Annotated in this window: 22 protein-coding genes; 8 read left to right on the top strand and 14 right to left on the bottom strand. The window is 63.0% G+C overall.

Annotated elements, in window-relative coordinates; all coding sequences use genetic code 11:
* Nucleotide 1 precedes the first annotated feature (1 nt).
* The 5 genes from CHU95_RS16155 to clpS form a co-directional block, all read right to left on the bottom strand.
* Nucleotides 2-661, bottom strand: a complete 660-nt coding sequence (locus CHU95_RS16155) for a glutathione S-transferase family protein (protein WP_094457379.1) — start codon at nt 659-661, stop codon at nt 2-4.
* 55 nt (nt 662-716) lie between these two features.
* On the bottom strand, nt 717-2,165 hold the full coding sequence (locus tag CHU95_RS16150; RefSeq protein WP_094457943.1) for an NAD(P)-dependent oxidoreductase: 1,449 nt from the start codon (nt 2,163-2,165) through the stop codon (nt 717-719).
* A gap of 400 nt (nt 2,166-2,565) precedes the next feature.
* Nucleotides 2,566-3,219 (bottom strand): hypothetical protein, encoded by a 654-nt coding sequence (locus CHU95_RS16145; protein ID WP_094457378.1) that lies wholly within the window; start codon nt 3,217-3,219, stop codon nt 2,566-2,568.
* Nucleotides 3,220-3,280: 61 nt separating this feature from the next.
* On the bottom strand, nt 3,281-5,581 hold the full coding sequence (clpA, locus tag CHU95_RS16140) for an ATP-dependent Clp protease ATP-binding subunit ClpA (RefSeq protein WP_094457377.1): 2,301 nt from the start codon (nt 5,579-5,581) through the stop codon (nt 3,281-3,283).
* Between the two features lie 6 nt (nt 5,582-5,587).
* Nucleotides 5,588-5,914, bottom strand: coding sequence for an ATP-dependent Clp protease adapter ClpS (clpS, locus tag CHU95_RS16135; protein ID WP_054165869.1), 327 nt, complete (start codon nt 5,912-5,914; stop codon nt 5,588-5,590).
* A 230-nt stretch (nt 5,915-6,144) separates the two neighbouring features.
* On the opposite strand from clpS, the gene CHU95_RS16130 reads away from it, so the two are divergent.
* Together CHU95_RS16130 and CHU95_RS16125 are read left to right on the top strand one after the other, a co-directional pair.
* On the top strand, nt 6,145-6,960 hold the full coding sequence (locus CHU95_RS16130; RefSeq protein ID WP_094457376.1) for an undecaprenyl-diphosphate phosphatase: 816 nt from the start codon (nt 6,145-6,147) through the stop codon (nt 6,958-6,960).
* Nucleotides 6,961-6,964: 4 nt separating this feature from the next.
* The gene (locus CHU95_RS16125) at nt 6,965-7,765 is read left to right on the top strand and encodes a TrmH family RNA methyltransferase (RefSeq protein WP_094457375.1); all 801 of its coding nucleotides are present in this window, start codon (nt 6,965-6,967) and stop codon (nt 7,763-7,765) included.
* On the opposite strand, the gene CHU95_RS16120 is transcribed toward CHU95_RS16125, so the two are convergent.
* Nucleotides 7,766-8,230, bottom strand: a complete 465-nt coding sequence (locus CHU95_RS16120; RefSeq protein WP_207762526.1) for a GNAT family N-acetyltransferase — start codon at nt 8,228-8,230, stop codon at nt 7,766-7,768.
* Nucleotides 8,231-8,233: 3 nt separating this feature from the next.
* Nucleotides 8,234-9,112, bottom strand: coding sequence for an N-acetylmuramic acid 6-phosphate etherase (locus tag CHU95_RS16115; RefSeq protein ID WP_207762525.1), 879 nt, complete (start codon nt 9,110-9,112; stop codon nt 8,234-8,236).
* Between the two features lie 144 nt (nt 9,113-9,256).
* Here CHU95_RS16115 and CHU95_RS16110 point away from each other — a divergent pair, with 144 nt between their 5' ends.
* From CHU95_RS16110 to CHU95_RS16090, 5 genes are all read left to right on the top strand, one after another.
* Nucleotides 9,257-10,132 carry a glucosamine kinase nucleotide-binding domain-containing protein gene (locus CHU95_RS16110; protein ID WP_094457373.1) on the top strand — a complete coding sequence of 292 codons (876 nt, stop codon included), beginning with the start codon at nt 9,257-9,259 and terminating at the stop codon, nt 10,130-10,132.
* Complete coding sequence (locus tag CHU95_RS16105; protein ID WP_094457372.1) at nt 10,129-10,896, top strand: GntR family transcriptional regulator; 768 nt, start codon at nt 10,129-10,131, stop codon at nt 10,894-10,896. Before CHU95_RS16110 ends, CHU95_RS16105 begins: the two co-directional genes overlap by 4 nt.
* A 94-nt stretch (nt 10,897-10,990) precedes the next feature.
* A complete protein-coding gene (locus CHU95_RS16100) occupies nt 10,991-12,031 on the top strand; it encodes an SIS domain-containing protein (RefSeq protein WP_094457371.1) in 1,041 nt (346 codons plus the stop codon).
* Complete coding sequence (gene nagA, locus CHU95_RS16095) at nt 12,031-13,203, top strand: N-acetylglucosamine-6-phosphate deacetylase (RefSeq protein ID WP_094457370.1); 1,173 nt, start codon at nt 12,031-12,033, stop codon at nt 13,201-13,203. Before CHU95_RS16100 ends, nagA begins: the two co-directional genes overlap by 1 nt.
* 32 nt (nt 13,204-13,235) lie before the next feature.
* Complete coding sequence (locus tag CHU95_RS16090; RefSeq protein ID WP_165772223.1) at nt 13,236-13,505, top strand: transposase; 270 nt, start codon at nt 13,236-13,238, stop codon at nt 13,503-13,505.
* Nucleotides 13,506-13,511: 6 nt separating this feature from the next.
* On the opposite strand, the gene CHU95_RS16085 is transcribed toward CHU95_RS16090, so the two are convergent.
* Genes CHU95_RS16085 through CHU95_RS16075 form a run of 3 tightly spaced genes read right to left on the bottom strand, consistent with a single transcriptional unit; the run spans nt 13,512 to nt 16,167 of the window.
* Nucleotides 13,512-14,723 (bottom strand): EAL domain-containing protein, encoded by a 1,212-nt coding sequence (locus CHU95_RS16085; protein WP_094457368.1) that lies wholly within the window; start codon nt 14,721-14,723, stop codon nt 13,512-13,514.
* A 25-nt stretch (nt 14,724-14,748) separates the two neighbouring features.
* Nucleotides 14,749-15,810 (bottom strand): quinone-dependent dihydroorotate dehydrogenase, encoded by a 1,062-nt coding sequence (locus CHU95_RS16080; protein WP_094457367.1) that lies wholly within the window; start codon nt 15,808-15,810, stop codon nt 14,749-14,751.
* Nucleotides 15,811-16,167, bottom strand: coding sequence for a DUF952 domain-containing protein (locus CHU95_RS16075; RefSeq protein ID WP_094457366.1), 357 nt, complete (start codon nt 16,165-16,167; stop codon nt 15,811-15,813).
* 259 nt (nt 16,168-16,426) lie between these two features.
* Between CHU95_RS16075 and CHU95_RS16070 the strand changes: the two genes are divergently transcribed.
* Nucleotides 16,427-16,648: a hypothetical protein gene (locus CHU95_RS16070; RefSeq protein ID WP_094457365.1), complete on the top strand. Its 222-nt coding sequence runs from the start codon at nt 16,427-16,429 to the stop codon at nt 16,646-16,648.
* Between the two features lie 109 nt (nt 16,649-16,757).
* Here CHU95_RS16070 and CHU95_RS16065 read toward each other — a convergent pair whose 3' ends face one another.
* From CHU95_RS16065 to CHU95_RS16050, 4 genes are read right to left on the bottom strand one after another with little or no spacing between them, the layout of a single operon-like run.
* On the bottom strand, nt 16,758-18,083 hold the full coding sequence (locus tag CHU95_RS16065) for a bifunctional folylpolyglutamate synthase/dihydrofolate synthase (RefSeq protein WP_094457364.1): 1,326 nt from the start codon (nt 18,081-18,083) through the stop codon (nt 16,758-16,760).
* A complete protein-coding gene (gene accD / locus CHU95_RS16060) occupies nt 18,080-19,036 on the bottom strand; it encodes an acetyl-CoA carboxylase, carboxyltransferase subunit beta (protein WP_094457363.1) in 957 nt (318 codons plus the stop codon). The genes CHU95_RS16065 and accD overlap by 4 nt, the downstream gene beginning before the upstream one ends.
* The gene (locus CHU95_RS16055) at nt 19,033-19,488 is read right to left on the bottom strand and encodes a hypothetical protein (protein WP_133065548.1); all 456 of its coding nucleotides are present in this window, start codon (nt 19,486-19,488) and stop codon (nt 19,033-19,035) included. Before CHU95_RS16055 ends, accD begins: the two co-directional genes overlap by 4 nt.
* On the bottom strand, nt 19,485-19,988 hold the full coding sequence (locus CHU95_RS16050) for a hypothetical protein (RefSeq protein WP_094457361.1): 504 nt from the start codon (nt 19,986-19,988) through the stop codon (nt 19,485-19,487). The genes CHU95_RS16055 and CHU95_RS16050 overlap by 4 nt, the downstream gene beginning before the upstream one ends.
* Between the last annotated feature and the right edge of the window lie 18 nt (nt 19,989-20,006).

Raw genomic sequence — 20,006 nt, 5'->3', positions numbered from 1 at the left:
GTCAGGCCCTCTGTTCGGAAGACAGTGCGTCGGCCAGGGACACGGGCGTGCCCACGGCGTCTGTGATGTTGATGTGGTTCGGCTGGGCGGCAAACCGGTCCAGCCAGTCGCGGATGGCTGGATAGGGGGCAAGGTCGAAGCCCCCTTCTTCCGCCACATGGGTGTAGGCGTAGAGTGCGATGTCGGCGATGGTGGCCTTCTGCCCCACGAACCAGTCCCGGCCCGTCAGGTGGCGTTCCATCAGTTTCAGCGCCGCATGCCCCTGCTCGCGCTTCACGATCAGGGCATGGATACGTTCGGGGTCCATGGCCACCTTATGGGTGATCCAGAACCGGGCCGTCGCGATGTTCGGTTCATGGCTATACTGTTCCCAGAACAGCCATTGCAGGACGGCGGCCTTGTCGCGGCGATTATCCGGCCAGAAAGTCGTGTCCTCAGCCAGCCAGCGCAGGATGGCGTTGCTTTCGGCCAGGAAGTCGCCGGGTGCCAGCCGCAACAGCGGGATGCGCCCGTTGGGGTTGAGCGCCAGGAAAGCGTCGGTCCGCGTCTGGGCCGCATCAATATCCATCTCCACCCGCTCAAACGGCAGGCGAAGCTGCGACAGCAGCCAGCGGCACTTAAAGCCGTTCCCGGAGGTGAGGTGGTCATAGAGGCGGAGCATGGACGCAATTCACCCGTTGACGGTGGATGGAGAAAGTTCCGGCTATCGGGGCGACTTATTCTGCCGCAACCGCCACGCCCTGGGCGATCTTGGCCTGGATGTAGTTGTGGATGCCCACAGCGGCGTCGCGGCCATCCTTGATGCCCCACACCACCAGGCTGGCGCCGCGCACAATGTCGCCGGCGGCGAACACGCCGTCCAGGTTGGTCATCATGGTGGCATACTTCACCTGCACCGTGCCCCAGCGGCTGACCTTCAGTTCCGGCACACCGAACAGGGTGGGGATGTCTTCGGGGTCAAAGCCCAGGGCCTTGATCACCAGATCGGCGTCCATGGTGAAGTTGGAGCCTTCGATGGGCAGCGGGGTCTGGCGGCCGGTGGCATCGGCCACGCCCATATGCATCTTATAGGCCTTCACGCCCGTGACATGCGCGTCACCGGTGAAACCTTCCGGCGCCGTCTGCCAGACGAATTCCACGCCTTCTTCCTCGGCATTGGCGGTTTCACGCTGGGAACCGGGCATGTTCTTGCGGTCGCGGCGATAGACGCACTTCACCGACATCGCGCCCTGGCGGATGGCGGTGCGCACGCAGTCCATGGCGGTGTCACCGCCACCGATGACCACGACCTTCTTGCCCTTGGCGTTCAGCTTGCCCGTCTCGAAATCCAGCACCGTGTCGCCCAGGCTCTTGCGGTTGCTGGCGGTCAGGTAATCCAGCGCCGGCACGATGCCATCCAGGCCAGCACCCGGCCCGCCCAGGTCGCGCGCCTTATAGACACCCGTGGCGATCAGCACGGCGTCATGCTGGGCGCGAAGGGTCCGCATGTCGGTGTTCCGGCCGATTTCCACGCCCAGGTGGAACTTGACGCCGCCTTCCTCCAGCAGCTTCCAGCGGCGGATGACCACATCCTTTTCCAGCTTGAAGCCCGGAATGCCATACATCAGCAAGCCGCCGACCCGGTCATACCGGTCATAGACATGGACCTGATAGCCCTTCTTGCGCAACTGGTCGGCGGCGGCCAATCCGGCGGGGCCGGCACCGATAATGGCGACCGACTGTTCGCGCTCAATGCGCGGCACGATGGGCTTGACCCAGCCCTTATCGAAGGCCGTGTCGGTGATGTATTTTTCCACCGCGCCAATGGTCACGGTTCCATGGGTCGATTGTTCGATGGTGCAATTGCCTTCACACAGGCGATCCTGCGGGCAGATGCGGCCACAGATTTCCGGCAGGTTGTTGGTCGCCTGCGACAGTTCATACGCCTCTTCCAACCGCCCTTCGGCCGTCAGCTTCAGCCAGTCGGGGATATTGTTGGAAACGGGGCAATGCACTTGGCAGAAGGGCACACCGCACTGCGAACAGCGATTGGCCTGCTCCTTCGCGCCATCGTCGCTGAAACGGGCATAAATCTCGTTGAAATCCTGGCGGCGCAGGTCGGCCTTGCGCTTGTCGGGCATGCGTTGGTCGGTGTGAACGAAACCGAGCATCTTCTGCGTCGCCATGAAACCAAATCCTTGCATCAACCGGGGCGGAGGCCCCTTTCCTGCCGCAGTGCGAAGCAAGAGGGCTTCGCACCGTTGGAAGCGGCGCCCGCAGGTGGGTAATCCCCTTTCCCAAACGGCACCATTGATGTTCATATAAAGCGGAAAATTGGCCTGTTCCAGCAGTTTTTGCGCGATACGTCAGTATAACTGACCTTTTATCCCTGCATGGTTCCGATGCATTTCCGCATAATGACCATTGAGAGTCGCTCGCAGATGCGAAATTAGGACCGAAATGGGACTATCTTGGTTTCCAGCGAGGCATTCCGCCTGTTTTGGGGCAATGACGCAACCGATCCGCGCCGAGAAAAAGCCCGGCAGGTCTCCCCGCCGGGCGTCTTTCAGGATCGGCTGCACGCCGTCAGGGCATATTTGCCGGCGCCGCAATCAGGGGCACGGACGACCGGGTGGGAACCACCAAACGCCGCACCAACCGGTCGCCGCGCCCGCGTTCCTGCTTGTTCAGTTGCTGGCGCAGGTCGGCCGCGATCTGGTCGAACCGGTCATCGACACGGATATCCAGCCGGACGTTGGCGGGGTCCTGCCGGTCGGGTGCGAAATGCCAATGGCCAAGATAAAGGACATCGCCCTCCTTGACCTCGAAATCGATGATCCATCGACCATCGATACGGCCCAGACGGTAGCTGGCATTGTTGCGGCCGCCATCATACGTGGAGATATTGGCCAAACCGTAGCGACCGGCGGGCAAAGTGAAAAAACGGTCCTGGGCTACCGCGAAAAAAAGCTTCTTTTCAACCAGGACGCCGTTCTCCATCACCTTCACGGGTGGATCCACCGCCAGCGTCAACATCGGCTGGGAGACATAGTCGCTGGTGAACAGCCCGCCCATCTGGTCGATGCCGGCACTGAAGTAAACCAGTGCCTTACCGGAACCTTGCAGGACCGGCACATCCTCGCGGTCACGAACAAGAGCGGCATTCCCGCCGCAACCTGACAGCATAGCGCCGATGACCAGTAGGATCGGCCAGTTCAGCAACCTCAGAACACGCATCATACCTCCGACATCGGGCGTTGCTTACACGCCCAATGTCTAAGGTATGATACATAATGTCAAATCACGCGAGTTCTTCGACCTTTTCCTCGCGTTTTTGGCCTTTCGGCTCGGCATAGTCGAAATCCAGGCCGTCGCCTTCCTTGTTCAGGATGACGCGCACGGCCCCGCCCTTCGACAGCTTGCCGAACAGCAGTTCCTCGGCCAGCGGCTTCTTCACATGTTCCTGGATGGTGCGGGCCAGCGGGCGCGCGCCCATGACGGGGTCGTAGCCCTTCTTGGCCAGCCAGGCGCGGGCACCATCGGTCAGTTCGATGGTGACGCCACGGTCGGTCAACTGGGCTTCCAGCTCCATCACGAACTTGTCCACCACCCGGGCCACCACATCCGGACCCAGATTGCCGAACGGGATGATGGCATCCAGACGGTTGCGGAATTCCGGTGTGAAGGTCTTGTTGATGGCTTCCTGATCATCGCCGGTCCGTACACCACTACCAAAACCGATGGCATGCTTGGCCATGTCGGCGGCACCGGCATTGGTGGTCAGGATCAGGATGACGTTGCGGAAATCGACAATCTTGCCGTTATGGTCCGTCAGCTTGCCATGGTCCATCACCTGCAACAGGATGTTGTAAATGTCGGGATGCGCCTTCTCGATCTCATCCAGCAGCAGCACGCAATGCGGATGCTGATCAATGGCATCGGTCAGCATGCCGCCCTGGTCGAAACCGACATAGCCGGGCGGCGCGCCGATCAGGCGGCTGATCGTGTGCCGCTCCATATATTCAGACATATCGAAGCGAACCAGCTCAATGCCCAGTGTCCGGGCAAGCTGCTTGGCGACCTCCGTTTTGCCGACACCGGTGGGGCCGGAGAACAGGTAGTTGCCGATGGGCTTTTCCGCCTCACGCAGGCCCGCACGGGCCAACTTGATGGCCGAGACCAGGGCTTCGATGGCCTGATTCTGGCCGAAGACCATGGTCTTCAGGTCGCGTTCCAGGTTCAGCAGCACTTCCTTGTCATCGCGGCTGACCGATTTGGGCGGGATGCGCGCGATCTTGGCGACCACGGCTTCCACATCCTTCTGGGTGATGGTCTTTTTGCGCTTGTTTTCGGGCAGCATGGTTTGCGCTGCCCCCACCTCATCGATCACGTCGATGGCCTTGTCGGGCAGTTTGCGGTCACCGATATAGCGGGCCGACAGTTCCACGGCCGACCGGATGGCATCCTTGGTGTAGCGCACCTTGTGGTGCGTTTCGTAATAGACCTTGATGCCGTCCAGAATCTTGATCGCGTCTTCGATCGACGGTTCGTTCACATCGATCTTCTGGAAGCGGCGGACCAGGGCGCGGTCCTTCTCGAAATAGGAACGATATTCCTTGTAGGTCGTGCTGCCGATGCAGCGCAGCGCGCCCGAAGCCAGCGCCGGCTTCAGCAGGTTGGACGCATCCATGGCCCCACCGCTGGTGGCGCCGGCACCGATGACGGTATGAATTTCGTCGATGAACAGGATGGAGCCTTCCAGCGCCTCCAGCTCCGACACCACCGCCTTCAACCGCTCCTCGAAGTCACCGCGATAACGGGTACCGGCCAGCAGCGAGCCCATGTCGAGCGAGTAGATGGTGGCCTTCTTCAGGATGTCCGGCACCTCGCCCTGCACAATACGCCGCGCCAGACCCTCGGCGATGGCGGTCTTGCCCACGCCAGGGTCACCCACATAGAGCGGGTTGTTCTTCGAACGGCGGCAGAGGATCTGGATGGTGCGTTCCACCTCCTGCTCACGCCCGATCAGGGCGTCGATCTTGCCGGACAGCGCCTTCTTGTTCAGGTTGACGCAATAGGCCTCCAGCGCATCGGTCCCCTTCTTCACCACCTTCTCCGCATGCGCCTCCTCATCCGCACCCGACACCCGCTTGGGCTCAGCCCGACCGGGCGCCTTGGCGATACCATGGGAGATGTAGTTTACGGCGTCGAAGCGCGTCATTTCCTGTTCCTGCAGGAAATAGACGGCGTGGCTTTCGCGTTCGGAGAACAGGGCGACCAGCACATTGGCGCCCGTCACCTCTTCCCGGCCACTGCTCTGAACATGGATGGCGGCGCGTTGCAGCACGCGCTGGAAACCGGCCGTGGGCTTGGCATCATCCTGGCGGGTGGTGACCAGGTTGGACAGTTCCCCGTCCAGATATTCGACCAGTTCGGCCTTCAGCTTCGCGACATCCACGCCGCAGGCGCGCAGCACGGCCAGGGCATCCTGGTCTTCGGTCAATGCCAGCAGCAGATGTTCCAGCGTCGCATACTCGTGACGCCGTTCGTTGGCGTTGGCCAGGGCCCGGTGGAGGGTCTGTTCGAGATTCCGCGACAGCATGATGCGCTAATCCTTTTCCAGGGTGCACTGTAACGGGTGCTGGTGCTGACGGGCAAAGTCCATGACCTGGGTCACCTTTGTTTCCGCCACTTCATAGGTAAACACACCACAGACGCCGACGCCCCGCCGATGGACATGCAGCATAATCCGGGTCGCTTCATCACGGTTCTTGTTGAAGAAGCGTTCAAGGACATGCACGACGAACTCCATGGGGGTGTAGTCGTCGTTCAGCATCAGGACCTTATACATGGCGGGCTTTTTCGTCTTCGGCTTGGCCTTCACGACCACGCCTGTCGACGTCCCCCCGTTCCCGTGCTTATCATCCTCAGCCATGGCGGTTAACGATCAATTGATGGGTCCTCTCTTGCGCCCCTTGATCATATGAAATGAATCGGTCTGGTTGGAAGGGCGTATCTGCATTGCCAGAAAGGTTTTACAGGATACTTGAAATGGAAAGGGGCCGGGGCCACCACCGTGTGGCCGTCGGTTACCATCATGCCCCTCGCCGCTCTCGGCACTGGCTGCTATAAGGCGCCGACCGACGCCTGCCAGGACCACCGATTTTGAGCGACCTCGCCCCCTATCTTGATGCCATCCTTCTCGGTCTGCTGGAGGGGTTGACGGAGTTTATACCCGTCTCGTCCACCGGCCATCTGATCCTTTTGGGGGAGATGCTGGGCTTCAAGGGGCAAGCAGAGGACCTGTTCAAGGTGGTGATCCAATTGGGCGCCATTCTGGCTATCCTGCTGGTCTATTTCCAGAAGCTCTGGGGGGTGGTGCGCGGGTTGGTGCAGGGCAATGGCGAAAGCTACCGATTTACGGCCGCCATCCTGCTGGCCTTTTTGCCTGCCGCCGTGATCGGGGTGTTTGCCCATTCCTACATCAAGAATGTGCTGTTCAACCCCACAGTTGTATCCATCGCCCTGATCACTGGCGGCATCGCCATCTTGGCGGCCGAACGGCTGGTGCCCCGGCCACAGCATTTTGCGGTGGAGGCGTTCCCGCCGAAATTGTCTTTGTCCATCGGCTTTGCCCAGTGTCTGGCGATGATCCCCGGCGTCTCGCGCTCCGGCGCGACCATCATCGGCGCCCTGCTCATGGGGGTGGAGCGCAAGGCGGCGGCGGAGTTCAGCTTCTTCGTCGCCATCCCCACCATGCTGGGGGCCGCCACCTATGACCTGTATAAGAACCGCGAGGTGCTGGCCGTCGACAGTGTCGGCATGATCGCGGTCGGTTTCATCGTGGCCTTCTTGTCGGCCCTGCTGGTTGTGCGCTGGCTGGTAGCCTTCGTGGGCCGGCACGGTTTTGCCCCCTTTGCCTGGTACCGTATATTCATCGGCAGCATCATGCTGGCTTGGCTGACTTTCTTCGCAGGCTGACCTCATGGCCGACCGCCCGACCCTGTCACTGAAACCCAAAGCCGGCCCGCCGGCCCCTGCCAAAACCCGGCGCAAGCCGTTTCGTATTGGCGGCCTGCCGGCGGTGACGGCCCTGTTCGCGTGCGATCCTGATCGCGCAGAGAAACTTTATTTCGACGAACGGCTGAAACAGGCAGCCGCTCCCTTCTGCACCCGCATGGCGGCCGCTCACAAACCCTTCCGGCTGGTCCCGTCGGACGAGTTGGAGAAGATCGCCGGGTCCGCCATGCATGGCGGCATCGTGGTGGAAGCTGCCCCTCGCCCAGTGCTGCCCTTCAGTCTCGATCTGGCCCAGGGCTGGGCAGCGACGGGCCAGCCCTTGTTGATCCTGGACGGTGTATCCAACCCGCATAATCTGGGTGCCATCGTGCGCACCGCCGCGTTTTTCGGTGTGACCCGGATCGTCATCTCCGACCATTCGGGGCAGGCCATGCCGTCGGAAGCTGCCTATCGCGTGGCCGAGGGCGGATTTGAACATCTGACCCTCTACCGCGCCGCCAATTTTGCTCTCACGCTGAAAGCGCTGGGCGGCTTCTACCGCACCATTGGTACGGCGTTGGGACCGTTCCCTGCCCTGTCCGACCTGACGCGGCAACCGGGCGGAAAGCCCGTCGCGGTGGTGATGGGGAACGAGGAGCACGGCATGCCGCCCGACAGCCAGGCCGCCTGCACCGACCTGGTCACCATCGCCGGCAGCGGCCGGGTCCAATCGCTGAACGTATCGGCGACGACGGCAATCCTGGTGTTCTTGATGACACGGAGTTGATCACCGGGGCCGCAACATGCCCCGGTACAGACCTGGCTCCGACCCGTCGATGGGGATGGCGCCGACAGCCTTGACGTAGAATTCCACCGGCCCCGCCCCGCCGATGACGGCATAGGCATAGCCATCCGCCGCCATGGCGCGCAGGCTGGCCAATAGCAGCGCCTTGCCCAGCCCCGTCCCCCGCGCCTTTTCATCCACGCCGGTCGGCCCAAACAGGCCGCGCGCTGTCACGTCGTGGCAGGCAAAACCCAGCAGGGCGCCGGCGTCATCATGCGCGATCTGGATACGGGGGGGACAGGTGGACAGGGCTACGGCCGCTTCTGCCCGCCAGCCGGCGCCGAACCGTTCTTCGATCCAGGGCAGGATCACCGGCGCTTCCGGGGCCAATGCCCGACGCAGGGTGATGCCGGGGGGCAGCGGGTCCGGACCGGGCGGAAGGGTGTAGAGCTTGACGAGCAGGTCCATCGGTCACCCCAGCGCCCGGCGCAGATTGCCACCTGCCGCTGCCAATGCGGCCCGCGCCCCATCGGGCGACACACCGCGCAGCAGCACCAGGGCCGCCGGTTTCAGCGCCCCGCCGCAATCGGCCAGCGCCTGCGTGGCCGCCCCGGTATCAGCCCCCGTGATCTCGCGGAGGATATCCAGCGCGCGGGCCTGCAGCTTCACATTATTGACCTGCAGGTTGACCATCAGGTTGCCGTATACCCCGCCGAGCCGGACCATCAGGGCTGTAGAGAACAGGTTCAGCAGCAGTTTTTGGGCAGTACCCGCCGCCAGTCGGGTGGAGCCGGCAATCACCTCCTCCCCGCTATCCACAAACAGCGGATGTTCGGCGGCCCGCAGTAGGGGGGAACCATCATTGCTGGCAATGCCAATGGTCAGCGCCCCTGCCGCCCGCGCCACATCCAGGGCACCGACGGTAAAGGCACTGCGTCCGCTGGCCGACACACCGATGACAATGTCAGCAGGACCGGGAGAGAGAGCGCGGGCACGGTCGGCCCCGGCATCGCCCGCATCCTCCACCGACCCGTCAAACCCAAGTCGCAGATCGCCAATGCCAGCCAGGATCAGTTCCACCCGCGTCAGGGGGAAGCTGAAGGTGCCGGGCAGTTCCAAGCCATCCAGGGCCGCCAGCACCGCCGATGATCCGGCTCCGACATAGATCAAGCGGCCGTCTGCGCCGATTCGCGCCGCCGCTTCATCCACGGCCTGGCCCAGGGCCGGCAGGGTCGCCAGACACGCCGACACGGCCCGCGCCTGCCCAGCCCACAGCGCCTCCAGAATGTCAGGCGTGGACCATTGGTCCAGCCCCTGGAACCGTTGGCCCACCTTCTCCGTCGCGGACATCGTGTGTCTCTGGTCTTGTTCGAATGACGTGACAACCATACCAGATGAAGATTTGATCGCCAAGTCAGGCCTGGGATATTGCCATCTGGTATTTATCTGGTATCGTACCTGTCAGCAATTGAATAGAGACCAAGAGACGCCTTCATGACCTCTCCCCTGTTCCTGGGCATTGATGGTGGCGGCACGCGCTGTCGGGCGCGGCTGGCCGATGCGGCCGGACGCACGCTGGGCGAAGCTGTGGGCGGAGCGGCCAATATCCGCCTGGGCCTGGATGTCGCCTGGAATGCCATCATGGAAGCGGTGGATGGGGCATTGGCGAAGGCGGAACTGGGCCGTGACGTGTTGTCCCGCACCTTCATCGGCCTGGGGCTGGCCGGTATCACCAACGCAGCCGATCAGCAGCGGGTGGCCGACAGCGCACCAGTGGCGTTTGCCGGCATCCTGTCCGATACCGACGCCTATACCGCCTGCCTGGGCGCCCATGCCGGGGCGGACGGCGCCATCCTGATTTCCGGCACGGGCAGTGCCGCGCAGATCATCCTTAAGGGTGTGGGCCGGGGCATTGGCGGATGGGGGTTTGAGGTATCGGACCTGGGCTCCGGGGCGTCGATGGGTCGGGAGGCGGTAAAGGCCGCCCTGCTGGGTCATGACGGCCTGGGGCCGCACACGGATCTGACGCGGGCCGTGATGGCGACGCTGGGCGGTGATCCGCCCGCCGTCGTCGCCTGGGTCGGCCCCGCCCGACCGGGGGATTACGGGACCCTGGCCCCGCTGGTGCTGGAGCATGCGCGCAAGGGCGATCCGGTGGCCGAGCGGCTGGTGCGCGAACAGGCCGATTATCTGGTCCTGCATATCCGCCGCCTGCTGGAACTGGGTGCCCCCGCCATCTGTCTCATGGGCGGGCTGGGGCCGGTGCTGCTGGATTGGATGCCGCCCTGGGTGCGCGGTGTGTTGACCGAACCGAAGGGCGATGCCATGGCTGGCGGGGTACTGCTGGCCAGGCGGGCGGGTGGCGCATGAGCGTGACCGAACCCCTGTTCGATAGCGCCGCCCTGTCCGCCGACAGCCCCCTGCCGCTTTACATGCAACTGGCCCGGCATCTGAAGCGACTGATCAGCGACGGGACGCTGGCGGTGGAGGATGCACTGCCTGCTGAACGCGATCTGGCCGAAGGGTTTGCGGTATCGCGCGTGACGGTACGCAAGGCGGTGCAGGCGCTGGTCGATGAAGGGTTGCTGCATCAGCGCCCGCGCGCCGGTACCTTTGTGGCCAAGGCCCCGCATGTGGAACAGCCCTTGTCGGCCCTGACCGGCTTTTCCGAGGATATGCGGTCGCGCGGGCTGGAACCGTCATCGCGCTGGCTGTCGCGCACGGTGGCGTCTGCCAGCCCGGAAGAGGCGATGGTGCTGGGTCTGGCACTGGGGGAGAAGGTCAGCCGCCTGTGGCGTCTGCGTCTGGCCGATGAGGCGCCGATGGCCATTGAACTGTCGGTGGTGCCAGCCCGCATCCTACCCGATCCGTTGCTGGTGACCGGCTCGCTCTACGATGTGCTGCGCGGCTTGGGATATCCACCCTATCGCGCGCTGCAGCGCCTGTCCGCCGGCCTGCTGACGACCGATCAGGCCAGTATCCTGCAAGTGCCGGAGGGTACGCCGGCTCTGTTTATCGAACGCCGCAGCTTTCTGGAAAATGGCCGCCCGCTGGAATTCGTGCGCAGCCAGTACCGGGGCGACGCCTACGATTTCATCGTGGAACTGAACCTGACGACGCCAACAACCCCGTAGGTCGCATCAGGGCCAAAGGCCCGTTTGCGACATGATCCGAACCGATAAAAGTCGCATGCGCCTGTGCTGATGCGACCTGTGAGAGACCAAAGCGATGACCAAGCCCGACAGCACCAGCACCAAGATGGCCGTTGAAGCGGCGGAAAGTGCCGCCGCCATTCAGCGTCAGATCGAGCGCTGTGGCCCTTTGTTCAGCGTTCTGGGGTCCAAGTTGCGCGACCTGAACCCGTCGCTGGTGGTGACCTGTGCGCGCGGCAGCTCAGACCATGCCGCCACCTACGGCAAGTACCTGATCGAAACCCATCTGGGCCTGCCTGTTGCGTCGGTCGGCCCGTCGGTCGTGTCGTTGTACAATACTGATTTGAAGGTCGATGGCGCCCTGTTTGTGGCCGTGTCGCAGAGCGGACGTAGCCCGGACCTGCTGCGTCTGGCGGCGGCGGCCAGGAAGGGCGGGGCCTATGTCGTGGCCTTCGTGAATGACGAGACATCACCTCTGGCCGAGGCGGCAGACCTGTTCATCCCGCTCTGCGCCGGACCGGAAATCAGTGTGGCGGCCACCAAATCCTACCTGACCGCCTGCTTTGCCTTCCTGTCCATGGTGGCGGAATGGAAGGAGGATGCCGCCCTGCGTCATACGGCATCCCAGGCCCCGGCGGCCCTGTCAGCGGCGGCGGAACTGGACTGGACGCCCGCCCTGCTGTCTCTGACGGATAAGACGGGGCTTTACATCATCGGGCGTGGCGTCGGCACGGGGGCTATTATGGAAATGGCCCTGAAATGCAAGGAAACCTGCCGCCTGCATGCCGAAGCGTTCAGCGCGGCAGAGGTCATCCACGGGCCGCTGGCCCTGGTCGGCCCCGATTTCCCTGTCCTGGCCATCAACCAGAATGACGCGACGGCGGCGGCCACGCGGGCAGCCATCGCCCGCTGCGTCGATCTCGGCGCGCCGGTCTTCAGCAGCGATGACAGTGTGAAGGGCGTGATCCCGCTACCGTCAGTGCCAGACTTGGCCCCGGAACTGGCCCCGCTGGCGGCGGTGCAGAGCTTTTACATGGCCATCCATACCGTGTCTCAACGCCGCGGCCTGAACCCCGACGTGCCCGCCAACCTGCGCAAGGTAACGGAGACGGTGTGATGACGGGCACCCTGTTAACCGGTGCGCGCGTCTTTACCGGCACCCGCACCATCAATGCCGATATCCTGATCCAGGGTGAACGGGTGGCGGCGGTCCTGCCGCCCGGTTCCACGGCGCCTGCCGGGGTGGCCCTGCGGCGCCTGTCGCCCGACATGTTGCTGGCGCCCGGTTTCATCGATACCCAGGTTAATGGCGGCGGCGGGGTGCTGTTCAACGACACGCCGACGCGCGAGGCGGCGCTGGCCATCGCGCGGGCCCATCGCCGGTTCGGCACCACCGCCCTGCTGCCCACCTTCATCACCGATCGGGTGGAGGGGATGCAGGCGGCCGCCCTGGCGGCAGCCTCTGCCAGTGCTGTGATCGGGTCCGGCGTCATTGGGGTGCATCTGGAAGGCCCGTTCCTGACGCCGGAACGGCGCGGGGTCCATAATCTGGACCATGTACGGCAAGCCAGCGAAAGTGATCTGGATTTCCTGGAAGGGCTGCCCGACCGGTTTGGCGCGCATGATGCTCGTGTACTGCTGTCCCTGGCCCCGGACCGGGTGACACCAGCCGAGATTACGCGACTGGTGGCGGCAGGCGTGATTGTGGCGGGGGCGCATTCGGCAGCCAGCTTTGCCCAGACCCTGGCAGCGGTGGATGCTGGCCTGACCGGCTTCACCCATCTGTTCAACGCCATGCCGCCGCTGGCCAACCGGGAGCCAGGCATCGCCGGGGCCGCCCTGACGGCCCGCGATACCGTTTGCGGCATCATCGTGGATGGGGTGCATGTGCATCCCGCCATGTTACGTCTGGCGTTGGCGGCCAAGGGACCGGGCGGGTTGATGCTGGTGACCGATGCCATGCCGCCGACAGGCACCGATGCAACCAATTTCCAGCTTTACGGGCAGACCATCCATCGCCGTGATGGGCGCCTGGTCACCGATGACGGCACCCTGGCCGGGGCCGATATCGACATGGCTCAGGCGGTGCGCAACGCCATCCATCTGATGGGTGTGGATGTAGAAGAAGCGCTGCGCATGGCCTCGCTTTATCCCGCGCGCTTCCTGCATCTCGACGACCGGCTGGGTCGCATCCAGGCGGGATGGCGGGCGGATCTCGTGCTGCTGGACCAGACATTGACGGTTACCGGCACCTGGGTTGCCGGACAATGGCGGGATGCCGCCGAGTGAAGGCAACGAACCACCCATCAGGGAGTAAGGGCATGTTGAAGCGTCGTTACACCACCGAAGAGGTGGAGCAGAAACTGGCCTTGGCCGACGCACTGCTGAACGAAGGCTACAAGATCGTGGATATCGCCCGCGAACTGGGCGTGACCCGTGTCACCTATTACCGCTGGCGTCAGGACCAGGCGGGGGAGAAGCCGGCCATGATCCGGCGCCTGGAACAGTTGGAGCGGGAGAATGCCGAATTACGGCGCCGGCTGGCCGATCTGCTGCGCGCCGGCTACCGGACAGAGGCGGCGGCGGCCTGACCGGGCTTAACTGCCGGCCTGTTTGCGGGCTAGTCTTGGCTCGCCGAAAAGATAGCCCTGACCGAAGTCGATATAGAGGTCCAGCAGTTCCAAAAGCTGGGCCTCTGTTTCGACCTTCTCTACAATCAGGTCGATATTGTTGCGGTCCAACTGCTGCCGCAACTCTCGCACAGCACGCGGGTCGGCAAAGCGGCCATCGGGGTCGAGCAGACGGGCCGCATCCAGCTTCACAAAACGGATTTCGTGGCGTGCCAACTCGTTCCAATCCAGATCCAGGCGGTAGACCTGATCCATGGAGAAATGGAAGCCAAGGCGCCGCAACCCGTCCAGGAAGCTGGTGGCGAACAGACCGCCCTGCATCAAATCATCCTGCGACAACTCAAAAACCAGCTTCGTCGCCAGATTGGGGTTCTGGCCCATGTAGGTCACAAATTCCCGCATAAAGGCAGCATCGTTCAGCGTAGCCGCGGAGATATTGCAAAAGAAGCCGACATTCTGGTGGCGCTTCTCCGTCTCCCGTAGCAACTGGATGCAGCGGAACAGCAGCAGATTGTCGATAGTGGCGATCAGCCCGGCATCGGCGGCCACACCCAGATACTGCTCTGGCAGCAGGTAACGCGGCTTGCCATCTGCATCCAGTCCCGCGCGGATACGGGAAAACAGTTCGTAGTAGCGATGTTTGCGCTGTGGCAGGCTCACCACGGGCTGCAAGAAGATATCCACCTGATCGGTGCGCAACGCCTCGCGAACATGATCCAGGATGGCGCCGGTATCCGTGGGTACAGGCTGCGCCGTCAGGGGGCGTGGCGCAAAAAGCGGGCCGGCATCGGCTCCCCCGACCACTGCCGGCGCCGACCTTGCAACATGTGTCGGCAACCGGTCGGCCAGACGCTCCAGCACCCGTGCCTCTGACAGCACAGCCGCCACCTCCGACGGGTCGGCGGGCATGGCACCGGAATGGCCGCGCTGCGCATCCAGTTGCAGGCGCATTTCCTCCAGCCCTGCCTCAATTTCCCAGATCCGGCCTTCCAGCCGGTTGCGTTCATCCTGGCGAGACCAGAATTCATGCAGCAACCCGCCGAACGTGAGAATCGCCAGCCCGAACAGCAGAGCCGTGTGCCCATCCATGCCCGTCACCGAAAGGGGCAAGGTCAGCGCCACGACCAGCGCCAGGGCGATATACACGGCGGCGAATACCAGATGGCGGAACCAATGCATGCGCAACCCTTCTCCCCGACCTGGATTAACCCTTGCGGTGGGCAGCCCCTACCGCGTCGGCCACATGGGCATAACCATCATCGGCCAGCCGCATCGCCAACTCGGCCTTTATCCGCCCCACCAGCCCCGGTCCCTGATAGGCCAGCGCCGAGTATAGCTGTACCAAACTGGCCCCGGCACGAATTTTGGCATAAGCATCGGCGCCCGACGACACACCGCCAACACCGATCAACGGCAACCGGCCGCCCAACAATTGATAGAATTCGCCCAATACCTTGGTGGATGGTTCCAGCAACGGCCGGCCCGACAGGCCACCAGCTTCGGCCGCCAAGGCGGACGGGATGGCCGCCGGGCGGGCCAACGTGGTGTTGGACACGATCAGCCCGTCAATGCCGCTGTTCAGGACCACTGCGGCAATGTCAGCCTTGTCCTCATCCGTCAGGTCGGGCGCTACCTTCAGCAGCAGCGGCGGTTTGGCCCCTGTTTCCGCCCGCGCGGCCAGACATTGCCCCAGAAGATCGGCCAACGCATCACGCGATTGCAGGGTGCGCAGACCTGGCGTATTGGGGGAGGAGACATTGACGACCAGATAACTGGCCAGCGGTGCTACCCGGCGAATACAGGCCGTGTAATCGCTCGCCGCGTCTGCCGTTTCTTTGTTCTTGCCGACATTGGCGCCAACGATGCCTGAACGGCCGGACCGGGCCTGCAACCGTTCCGCATAGACCTCAAGCCCTTGGTTGTTGAACCCGAAGCGGTTGATCACCGCCTGGGCCGTGGGCACCCGGAACAGGCGGGGCTTGGGGTTGCCGTCCTGTGGACGCGGGGTCACCGTGCCACATTCGACAAAGCCGAAACCCAGCTTCAACATGGCGTCGGGCACTTCGGCATTCTTGTCAAAACCGGCAGCCAGCCCGATAGGATTGGCGAAATCCAGTCCGAAGACACGGGTGGACAAACTGGCCGGGTCCCGACGCGACCCACCGGGCACCAGCCCGGTCTTCAGCGCCGCGATGGTCAGATTATGCGCCTGCTCCGCATCCATCGCCATCAGGAACGGACGGGCCAGAGGGTAAAGATCGACCATTCAGTTCCCCTCCGACACATGGGCCGGCATCACATGACGGCCATCGGCGCCCAGCGGCAGCGGATCGACGCGGATCACGGCGGCAGGCAACAGCGGACCATAAAGATGCGGGAACAATTGTCCCCCGCGCGACGCTTCCCATCTCAGGGCATCACCGCAGGCTGGCGCATCAACCGTCAACAGCAGCAGGCCTGTCTGTCCCGCGCGGTGCTTAGCGGCACTTTCCGGCAATTGCGCCGCTGTCGAGAAATGAATGAACCCGTCCGCCTGGTCCTGTGAGGAACCCTCATAGCGACCGGCGGCCAGGGCCGCCTGCCACTCGTCGGCGCGGCACATGTGAAAGATGGGGGATGCCATGGTCTTCGTTCAAAAGACAAAAGGAAGGACGCCACCCTAATCCGAAAGCGCGGCGACTGCCAGCGCGGCTATAACGCGGCCAACAGATGCAAGCCAGAGGCGAAAAGAGGCGAACGGTTACGAACATCACGGCATTTAACAAAACTATACGTCTGCACAGTAGAGCGTTGGTGGGAGGCGCGCCTATAGTCAAACATCCACAGGGCGGATCGGTGTTGCGACCACCGCGCCGGCTGATCAGGGATCAGGAGCAATCGTCATGAAGGACGCGGCCCGCATGTTCACCAATGTCAACGAAACCATGTTGAGCGACCGGATGCGTTTCGCTTTGAACGAGGTCGAACAGATGGGTATTCGCGGCCTGACGGCTGTTCCCGTGAAGCCGACACAGGAGATGCTGACGGCAGGCGCCCGCGCCGGCGGGATCAGCATCGAAGCTGTAATGGCAATTTACACTGCCATGTTGCGGGCCGCCGACTGATTAACCGGCACGCGATCTGGTCTTCACTTCTGCTTTCATCTCTTTCTGTTCCCAGAGGAAACTTGATGCCGTCCCTTTATCTCCGTGAAGGGACGGCATTTTCTTGTGCTCAACCGTTCCGGGCCAGCACAGTCCCCGCCAGATAGAGTGATCCACAGATCAGCAACCGGGCCGGCATCCCTTCCCGCCCCAGGGCCGCCAGTTCCGCAACAGCGCCGGCCACATCTAAGGCCGCATCGGCTTCCATTCCCGCCTGACGCGCGAAAGCGGCGGCATCGGCGGCCGTGACACTGTTGGGTTCGCCGGGAATAGCCACGGCCCGCAACCGACGGACATAGGGGGCCACGGGGCGCAGGAAATCCAGCGGCCGCTTTGATCCCAGCATGCCGAACACCACATCCAGTGGCCGCCCCTCAGCCCCCCAGGCCGCCAGTTGCAGGGCCAGAACCTCTCCGGCGCTGTCATTGTGCCCGCCATCCAGGAACAGGTCCCATCCGGCCGGCAGCAGATCAGGCAGGGGGCCCCGCGTCAGACGCTGAAGCCGCGCTGGCCATTCCACACGGGCCAGGCCCTGACGGATGGCATCCTCTTCGATTCTGACCGGCAGGAATGCTGTCGCGGCGATGGCCAGGCCGGCATTGTCCACCTGATGCGCGCCCATCAGGCCGGGCGGCGGCAGGTCCAACCGGCGGGTCCTGTCCTCGAACCGGAACCCCGTTTCATTGGCGGACACCGACCAATCACGCCCATGCAGCGCAAGCGGCGCCGCCAAGGCTGCCGCCCGGTTGGCAAAGACATGTTCTACCACCGGATCGGCTTGCCGCCCGGCGATGGCATGTCGCCCCGCCTTGATGATGCCAGCCTTCTCGCCCGCGATATCCGCCAGGGTAGGACCCAGGAACTGCGTATGATCTAACGAAATGCGGGTGAGCAGGCTGACCACCGGGGCATCAATGACATTCGTGGCATCCAACCGCCCGCCCAGCCCGACCTCCAGGATCAGCAGATCCGCTGGCACACGCGAAAAGGCCAGAAAAGCGGCCGCCGTGGTCACCTCGAAAAAGGTGATGGGATCGCCGGCATTGGCCTTTTCAACCTCTTCCAGGATATCGGCCAGATCATCATCGCCGATCAGGTTACCAGCCAAGCGGATACGCTCGTTAAAGCGGACCAGATGCGGCGAGGTGTAAACGTGAACCCGGTGCCCGGCCGCCTCAGCCATGGCACGCAGGAAGGCAACCGTGCTGCCTTTGCCATTCGTGCCCGCGACATGGACGGTCGGGGGCAGCCGGCGCTCCGGATGCCCCAGACGCGCCAGCAACCGCTCAATCCGTCCCAGCGACAGGTCGATGACCACCGGATGCAACTGCCGCATCCGTTCCAGCGCCGCCTCCAGCCGGGGAGAGGCGGGCAGCAGCGGGGCCGCCTTGATCATTGGTAACCGGCACCGCCCTGGATGGCGCTGACCGCCGGGCCACTGCCCTTACGGCCAGTCGCACGGTCGCCACTGCCACGACCGATCTTGACGATATCGGCACTGGGGCCGGGGCGGCGCAGCAGGTCGATAAGCCGGCCCAGAGTCTCACGCAGTTCCTTGCGATGGACCACCATGTCAACCATGCCATGATCGCGCAGATATTCCGACCGCTGGAACCCTTCGGGCAGGGTTTCACGGATCGTGCTTTCAATGACGCGCGCACCGGCAAAGCCGATCTGGGCTCCGGGCTCTGCGATATGGATATCACCCAGCATGGCAAAACTGGCCGTGACGCCGCCCGTGGTCGGATCGGTCAGCAACACGATATAGGGCAGACCGGCTTCTTTGACCATTTCCACGGCGATGACGGTGCGCGGCATCTGCATCAGCGACAAGATCGCCTCCTGCATGCGCGCCCCGCCCGAGGCCGGGATGGCGATCAGCGGTACCTGCTGCAATACAGCCAACCGGGCGGCGGCCAACAGGCCCTCACCGACCGCCATGCCCATGGAGCCGCCCATGAAGTTGAAGTCAAAAGCGGCGACCACGGCGCCCTGGCCGTTGATCTTGCCATGGGCCACGACAATGGCGTCCTGCCGGCCCGTCTTGGTCTGCGCTTCCTTGAGCCGGTCGGTGTAGCGCTTCTGATCCCGGAACTTCAACGGATCGACCACCACCTTGGGCAGTTCGATCATCTGATAGCCCGGATCTAACAGCGTCTTCAGCCGGCGCACGGGGTCCAGACGCATATGGTGGCCGCAATGCTGGCAGACATGCAACTGCTCCTCCAGGTCACGATGGAACAGCATCGCGCCGCAGGACGGGCATTTATGCCAGAGATTGTCCGGGACCTCCTTCTTGGAGACGAGGGCCTGGATCTTGGGTTTAACGAAGTTGGTCAGCCAGTTCATGGGGTACCTTCAAGGCGGGAGAGAACCCCGCTGAGTATGGTCGCAACCACCTTCACGTTCGGCTTCGTCTCGACGAGACTGCCATGAGCAATGGCGTTACGATCCTCATATAGCTCTTTGACAGTTGCGTAATCCGACGACCCCTTGTCCGTCAACAGTGCCAATCGACGGAGGAAGTCCATTTTCTTGACATCAAGCACAGCCCAGACGCGGCGATCAGATGCGATGGTGGCTTGGCGGCCTGCTTCCACTCGGATCATGGCCAATTCAGTTACCCGATGCTCGAAGCGGGCGAACAGCATGAAAAAGTAAGCGTTCGCTGCAATTATCGACAGGTGGTAAAGTTCAACGAAATGATCATCATGACCCGCCATAGCAACTGTACCCATTTTTTTACGTGTCGCATCATCAGCGACCTCATGGGCATCAATGATGTCCTTGAACGGGCTCACTGCAATCTCTTAACTATTGATTGGAATGATTCTTTTGTGAGTGGACGCAAGAACTCGCCATGCTGAGTATAACGCCAGTCTGGTGCGCCCGGCTTACCGATGTCCACCAACGTCTCGAGCAAGTCAGTGGATTGAATCCAAACCTGGCCGCGGGTACCGATCACCCAGCGGGCGTCGGGCCAAACGGACATGCCGCCTTGGCCTAAGGCCGGTGTTTCACCCGACTGGGCAGGCAATGTTTCCTGGGCCTGTGACGGCTTTCTGTCGATAAGCAGAAGCGGCAAGCCTATGGGCTGATGGATGCCGACCAATGCCATTTTGCGTTCGTGCTTCTCGGTCTCTACGACCACGCAGCGAATGCCAGGAACCTCTGTCGCCCAATGCCGGAGAGTAGTTACAAGTTCGACAAGGCGCGCCTTCCAGTCCGCGAGATCAGCCTCGACCTCCGCCCGCGTCGGCGGTGGCGGCAATTCGTCACCAATCTCATACGCATAAGCCATGGCGCACCTCGCGGGTCC

It is taken from the genome of Niveispirillum lacus (genome assembly GCF_002251795.1).
In the GTDB taxonomy this organism is placed as follows: Bacteria; Pseudomonadota; Alphaproteobacteria; order Azospirillales; family Azospirillaceae; genus Niveispirillum; species Niveispirillum lacus.
The sequence above is the reverse complement of the archived record's forward strand: the minus strand, read 5'-3'. Positions and strand labels throughout refer to the sequence as shown.

What these genes read in the sequence shown, in the direction of transcription:
- CHU95_RS16155 (WP_094457379.1), bottom strand. Translation starts at nt 661, where the DNA reads ATGCTCCGCCTCTATGACCACCTCACCTCCGGGAACGGCTTTAAGTGC.
- CHU95_RS16100 (WP_094457371.1), top strand. Translation starts at nt 10,991, where the DNA reads ATGACCAAGCCCGACAGCACCAGCACCAAGATGGCCGTTGAAGCGGCG.
- CHU95_RS16110 (WP_094457373.1), top strand. Translation starts at nt 9,257, where the DNA reads ATGACCTCTCCCCTGTTCCTGGGCATTGATGGTGGCGGCACGCGCTGT.
- CHU95_RS16080 (WP_094457367.1), bottom strand. Translation starts at nt 15,810, where the DNA reads ATGGTCGATCTTTACCCTCTGGCCCGTCCGTTCCTGATGGCGATGGAT.
- clpS (WP_054165869.1), bottom strand. Translation starts at nt 5,914, where the DNA reads ATGGCTGAGGATGATAAGCACGGGAACGGGGGGACGTCGACAGGCGTG.
- accD (WP_094457363.1), bottom strand. Translation starts at nt 19,036, where the DNA reads ATGAACTGGCTGACCAACTTCGTTAAACCCAAGATCCAGGCCCTCGTC.
- CHU95_RS16115 (WP_207762525.1), bottom strand. Translation starts at nt 9,112, where the DNA reads ATGTCCGCGACGGAGAAGGTGGGCCAACGGTTCCAGGGGCTGGACCAA.
- CHU95_RS16145 (WP_094457378.1), bottom strand. Translation starts at nt 3,219, where the DNA reads ATGATGCGTGTTCTGAGGTTGCTGAACTGGCCGATCCTACTGGTCATC.
- nagA (WP_094457370.1), top strand. Translation starts at nt 12,031, where the DNA reads ATGACGGGCACCCTGTTAACCGGTGCGCGCGTCTTTACCGGCACCCGC.
- CHU95_RS16125 (WP_094457375.1), top strand. Translation starts at nt 6,965, where the DNA reads ATGGCCGACCGCCCGACCCTGTCACTGAAACCCAAAGCCGGCCCGCCG.
- CHU95_RS16105 (WP_094457372.1), top strand. Translation starts at nt 10,129, where the DNA reads ATGAGCGTGACCGAACCCCTGTTCGATAGCGCCGCCCTGTCCGCCGAC.
- CHU95_RS16050 (WP_094457361.1), bottom strand. Translation starts at nt 19,988, where the DNA reads ATGGCTTATGCGTATGAGATTGGTGACGAATTGCCGCCACCGCCGACG.
- CHU95_RS16150 (WP_094457943.1), bottom strand. Translation starts at nt 2,165, where the DNA reads ATGGCGACGCAGAAGATGCTCGGTTTCGTTCACACCGACCAACGCATG.
- CHU95_RS16070 (WP_094457365.1), top strand. Translation starts at nt 16,427, where the DNA reads ATGAAGGACGCGGCCCGCATGTTCACCAATGTCAACGAAACCATGTTG.
- clpA (WP_094457377.1), bottom strand. Translation starts at nt 5,581, where the DNA reads ATGCTGTCGCGGAATCTCGAACAGACCCTCCACCGGGCCCTGGCCAAC.
- CHU95_RS16090 (WP_165772223.1), top strand. Translation starts at nt 13,236, where the DNA reads ATGTTGAAGCGTCGTTACACCACCGAAGAGGTGGAGCAGAAACTGGCC.
- CHU95_RS16065 (WP_094457364.1), bottom strand. Translation starts at nt 18,083, where the DNA reads ATGATCAAGGCGGCCCCGCTGCTGCCCGCCTCTCCCCGGCTGGAGGCG.
- CHU95_RS16085 (WP_094457368.1), bottom strand. Translation starts at nt 14,723, where the DNA reads ATGCATTGGTTCCGCCATCTGGTATTCGCCGCCGTGTATATCGCCCTG.
- CHU95_RS16120 (WP_207762526.1), bottom strand. Translation starts at nt 8,230, where the DNA reads ATGGACCTGCTCGTCAAGCTCTACACCCTTCCGCCCGGTCCGGACCCG.
- CHU95_RS16075 (WP_094457366.1), bottom strand. Translation starts at nt 16,167, where the DNA reads ATGGCATCCCCCATCTTTCACATGTGCCGCGCCGACGAGTGGCAGGCG.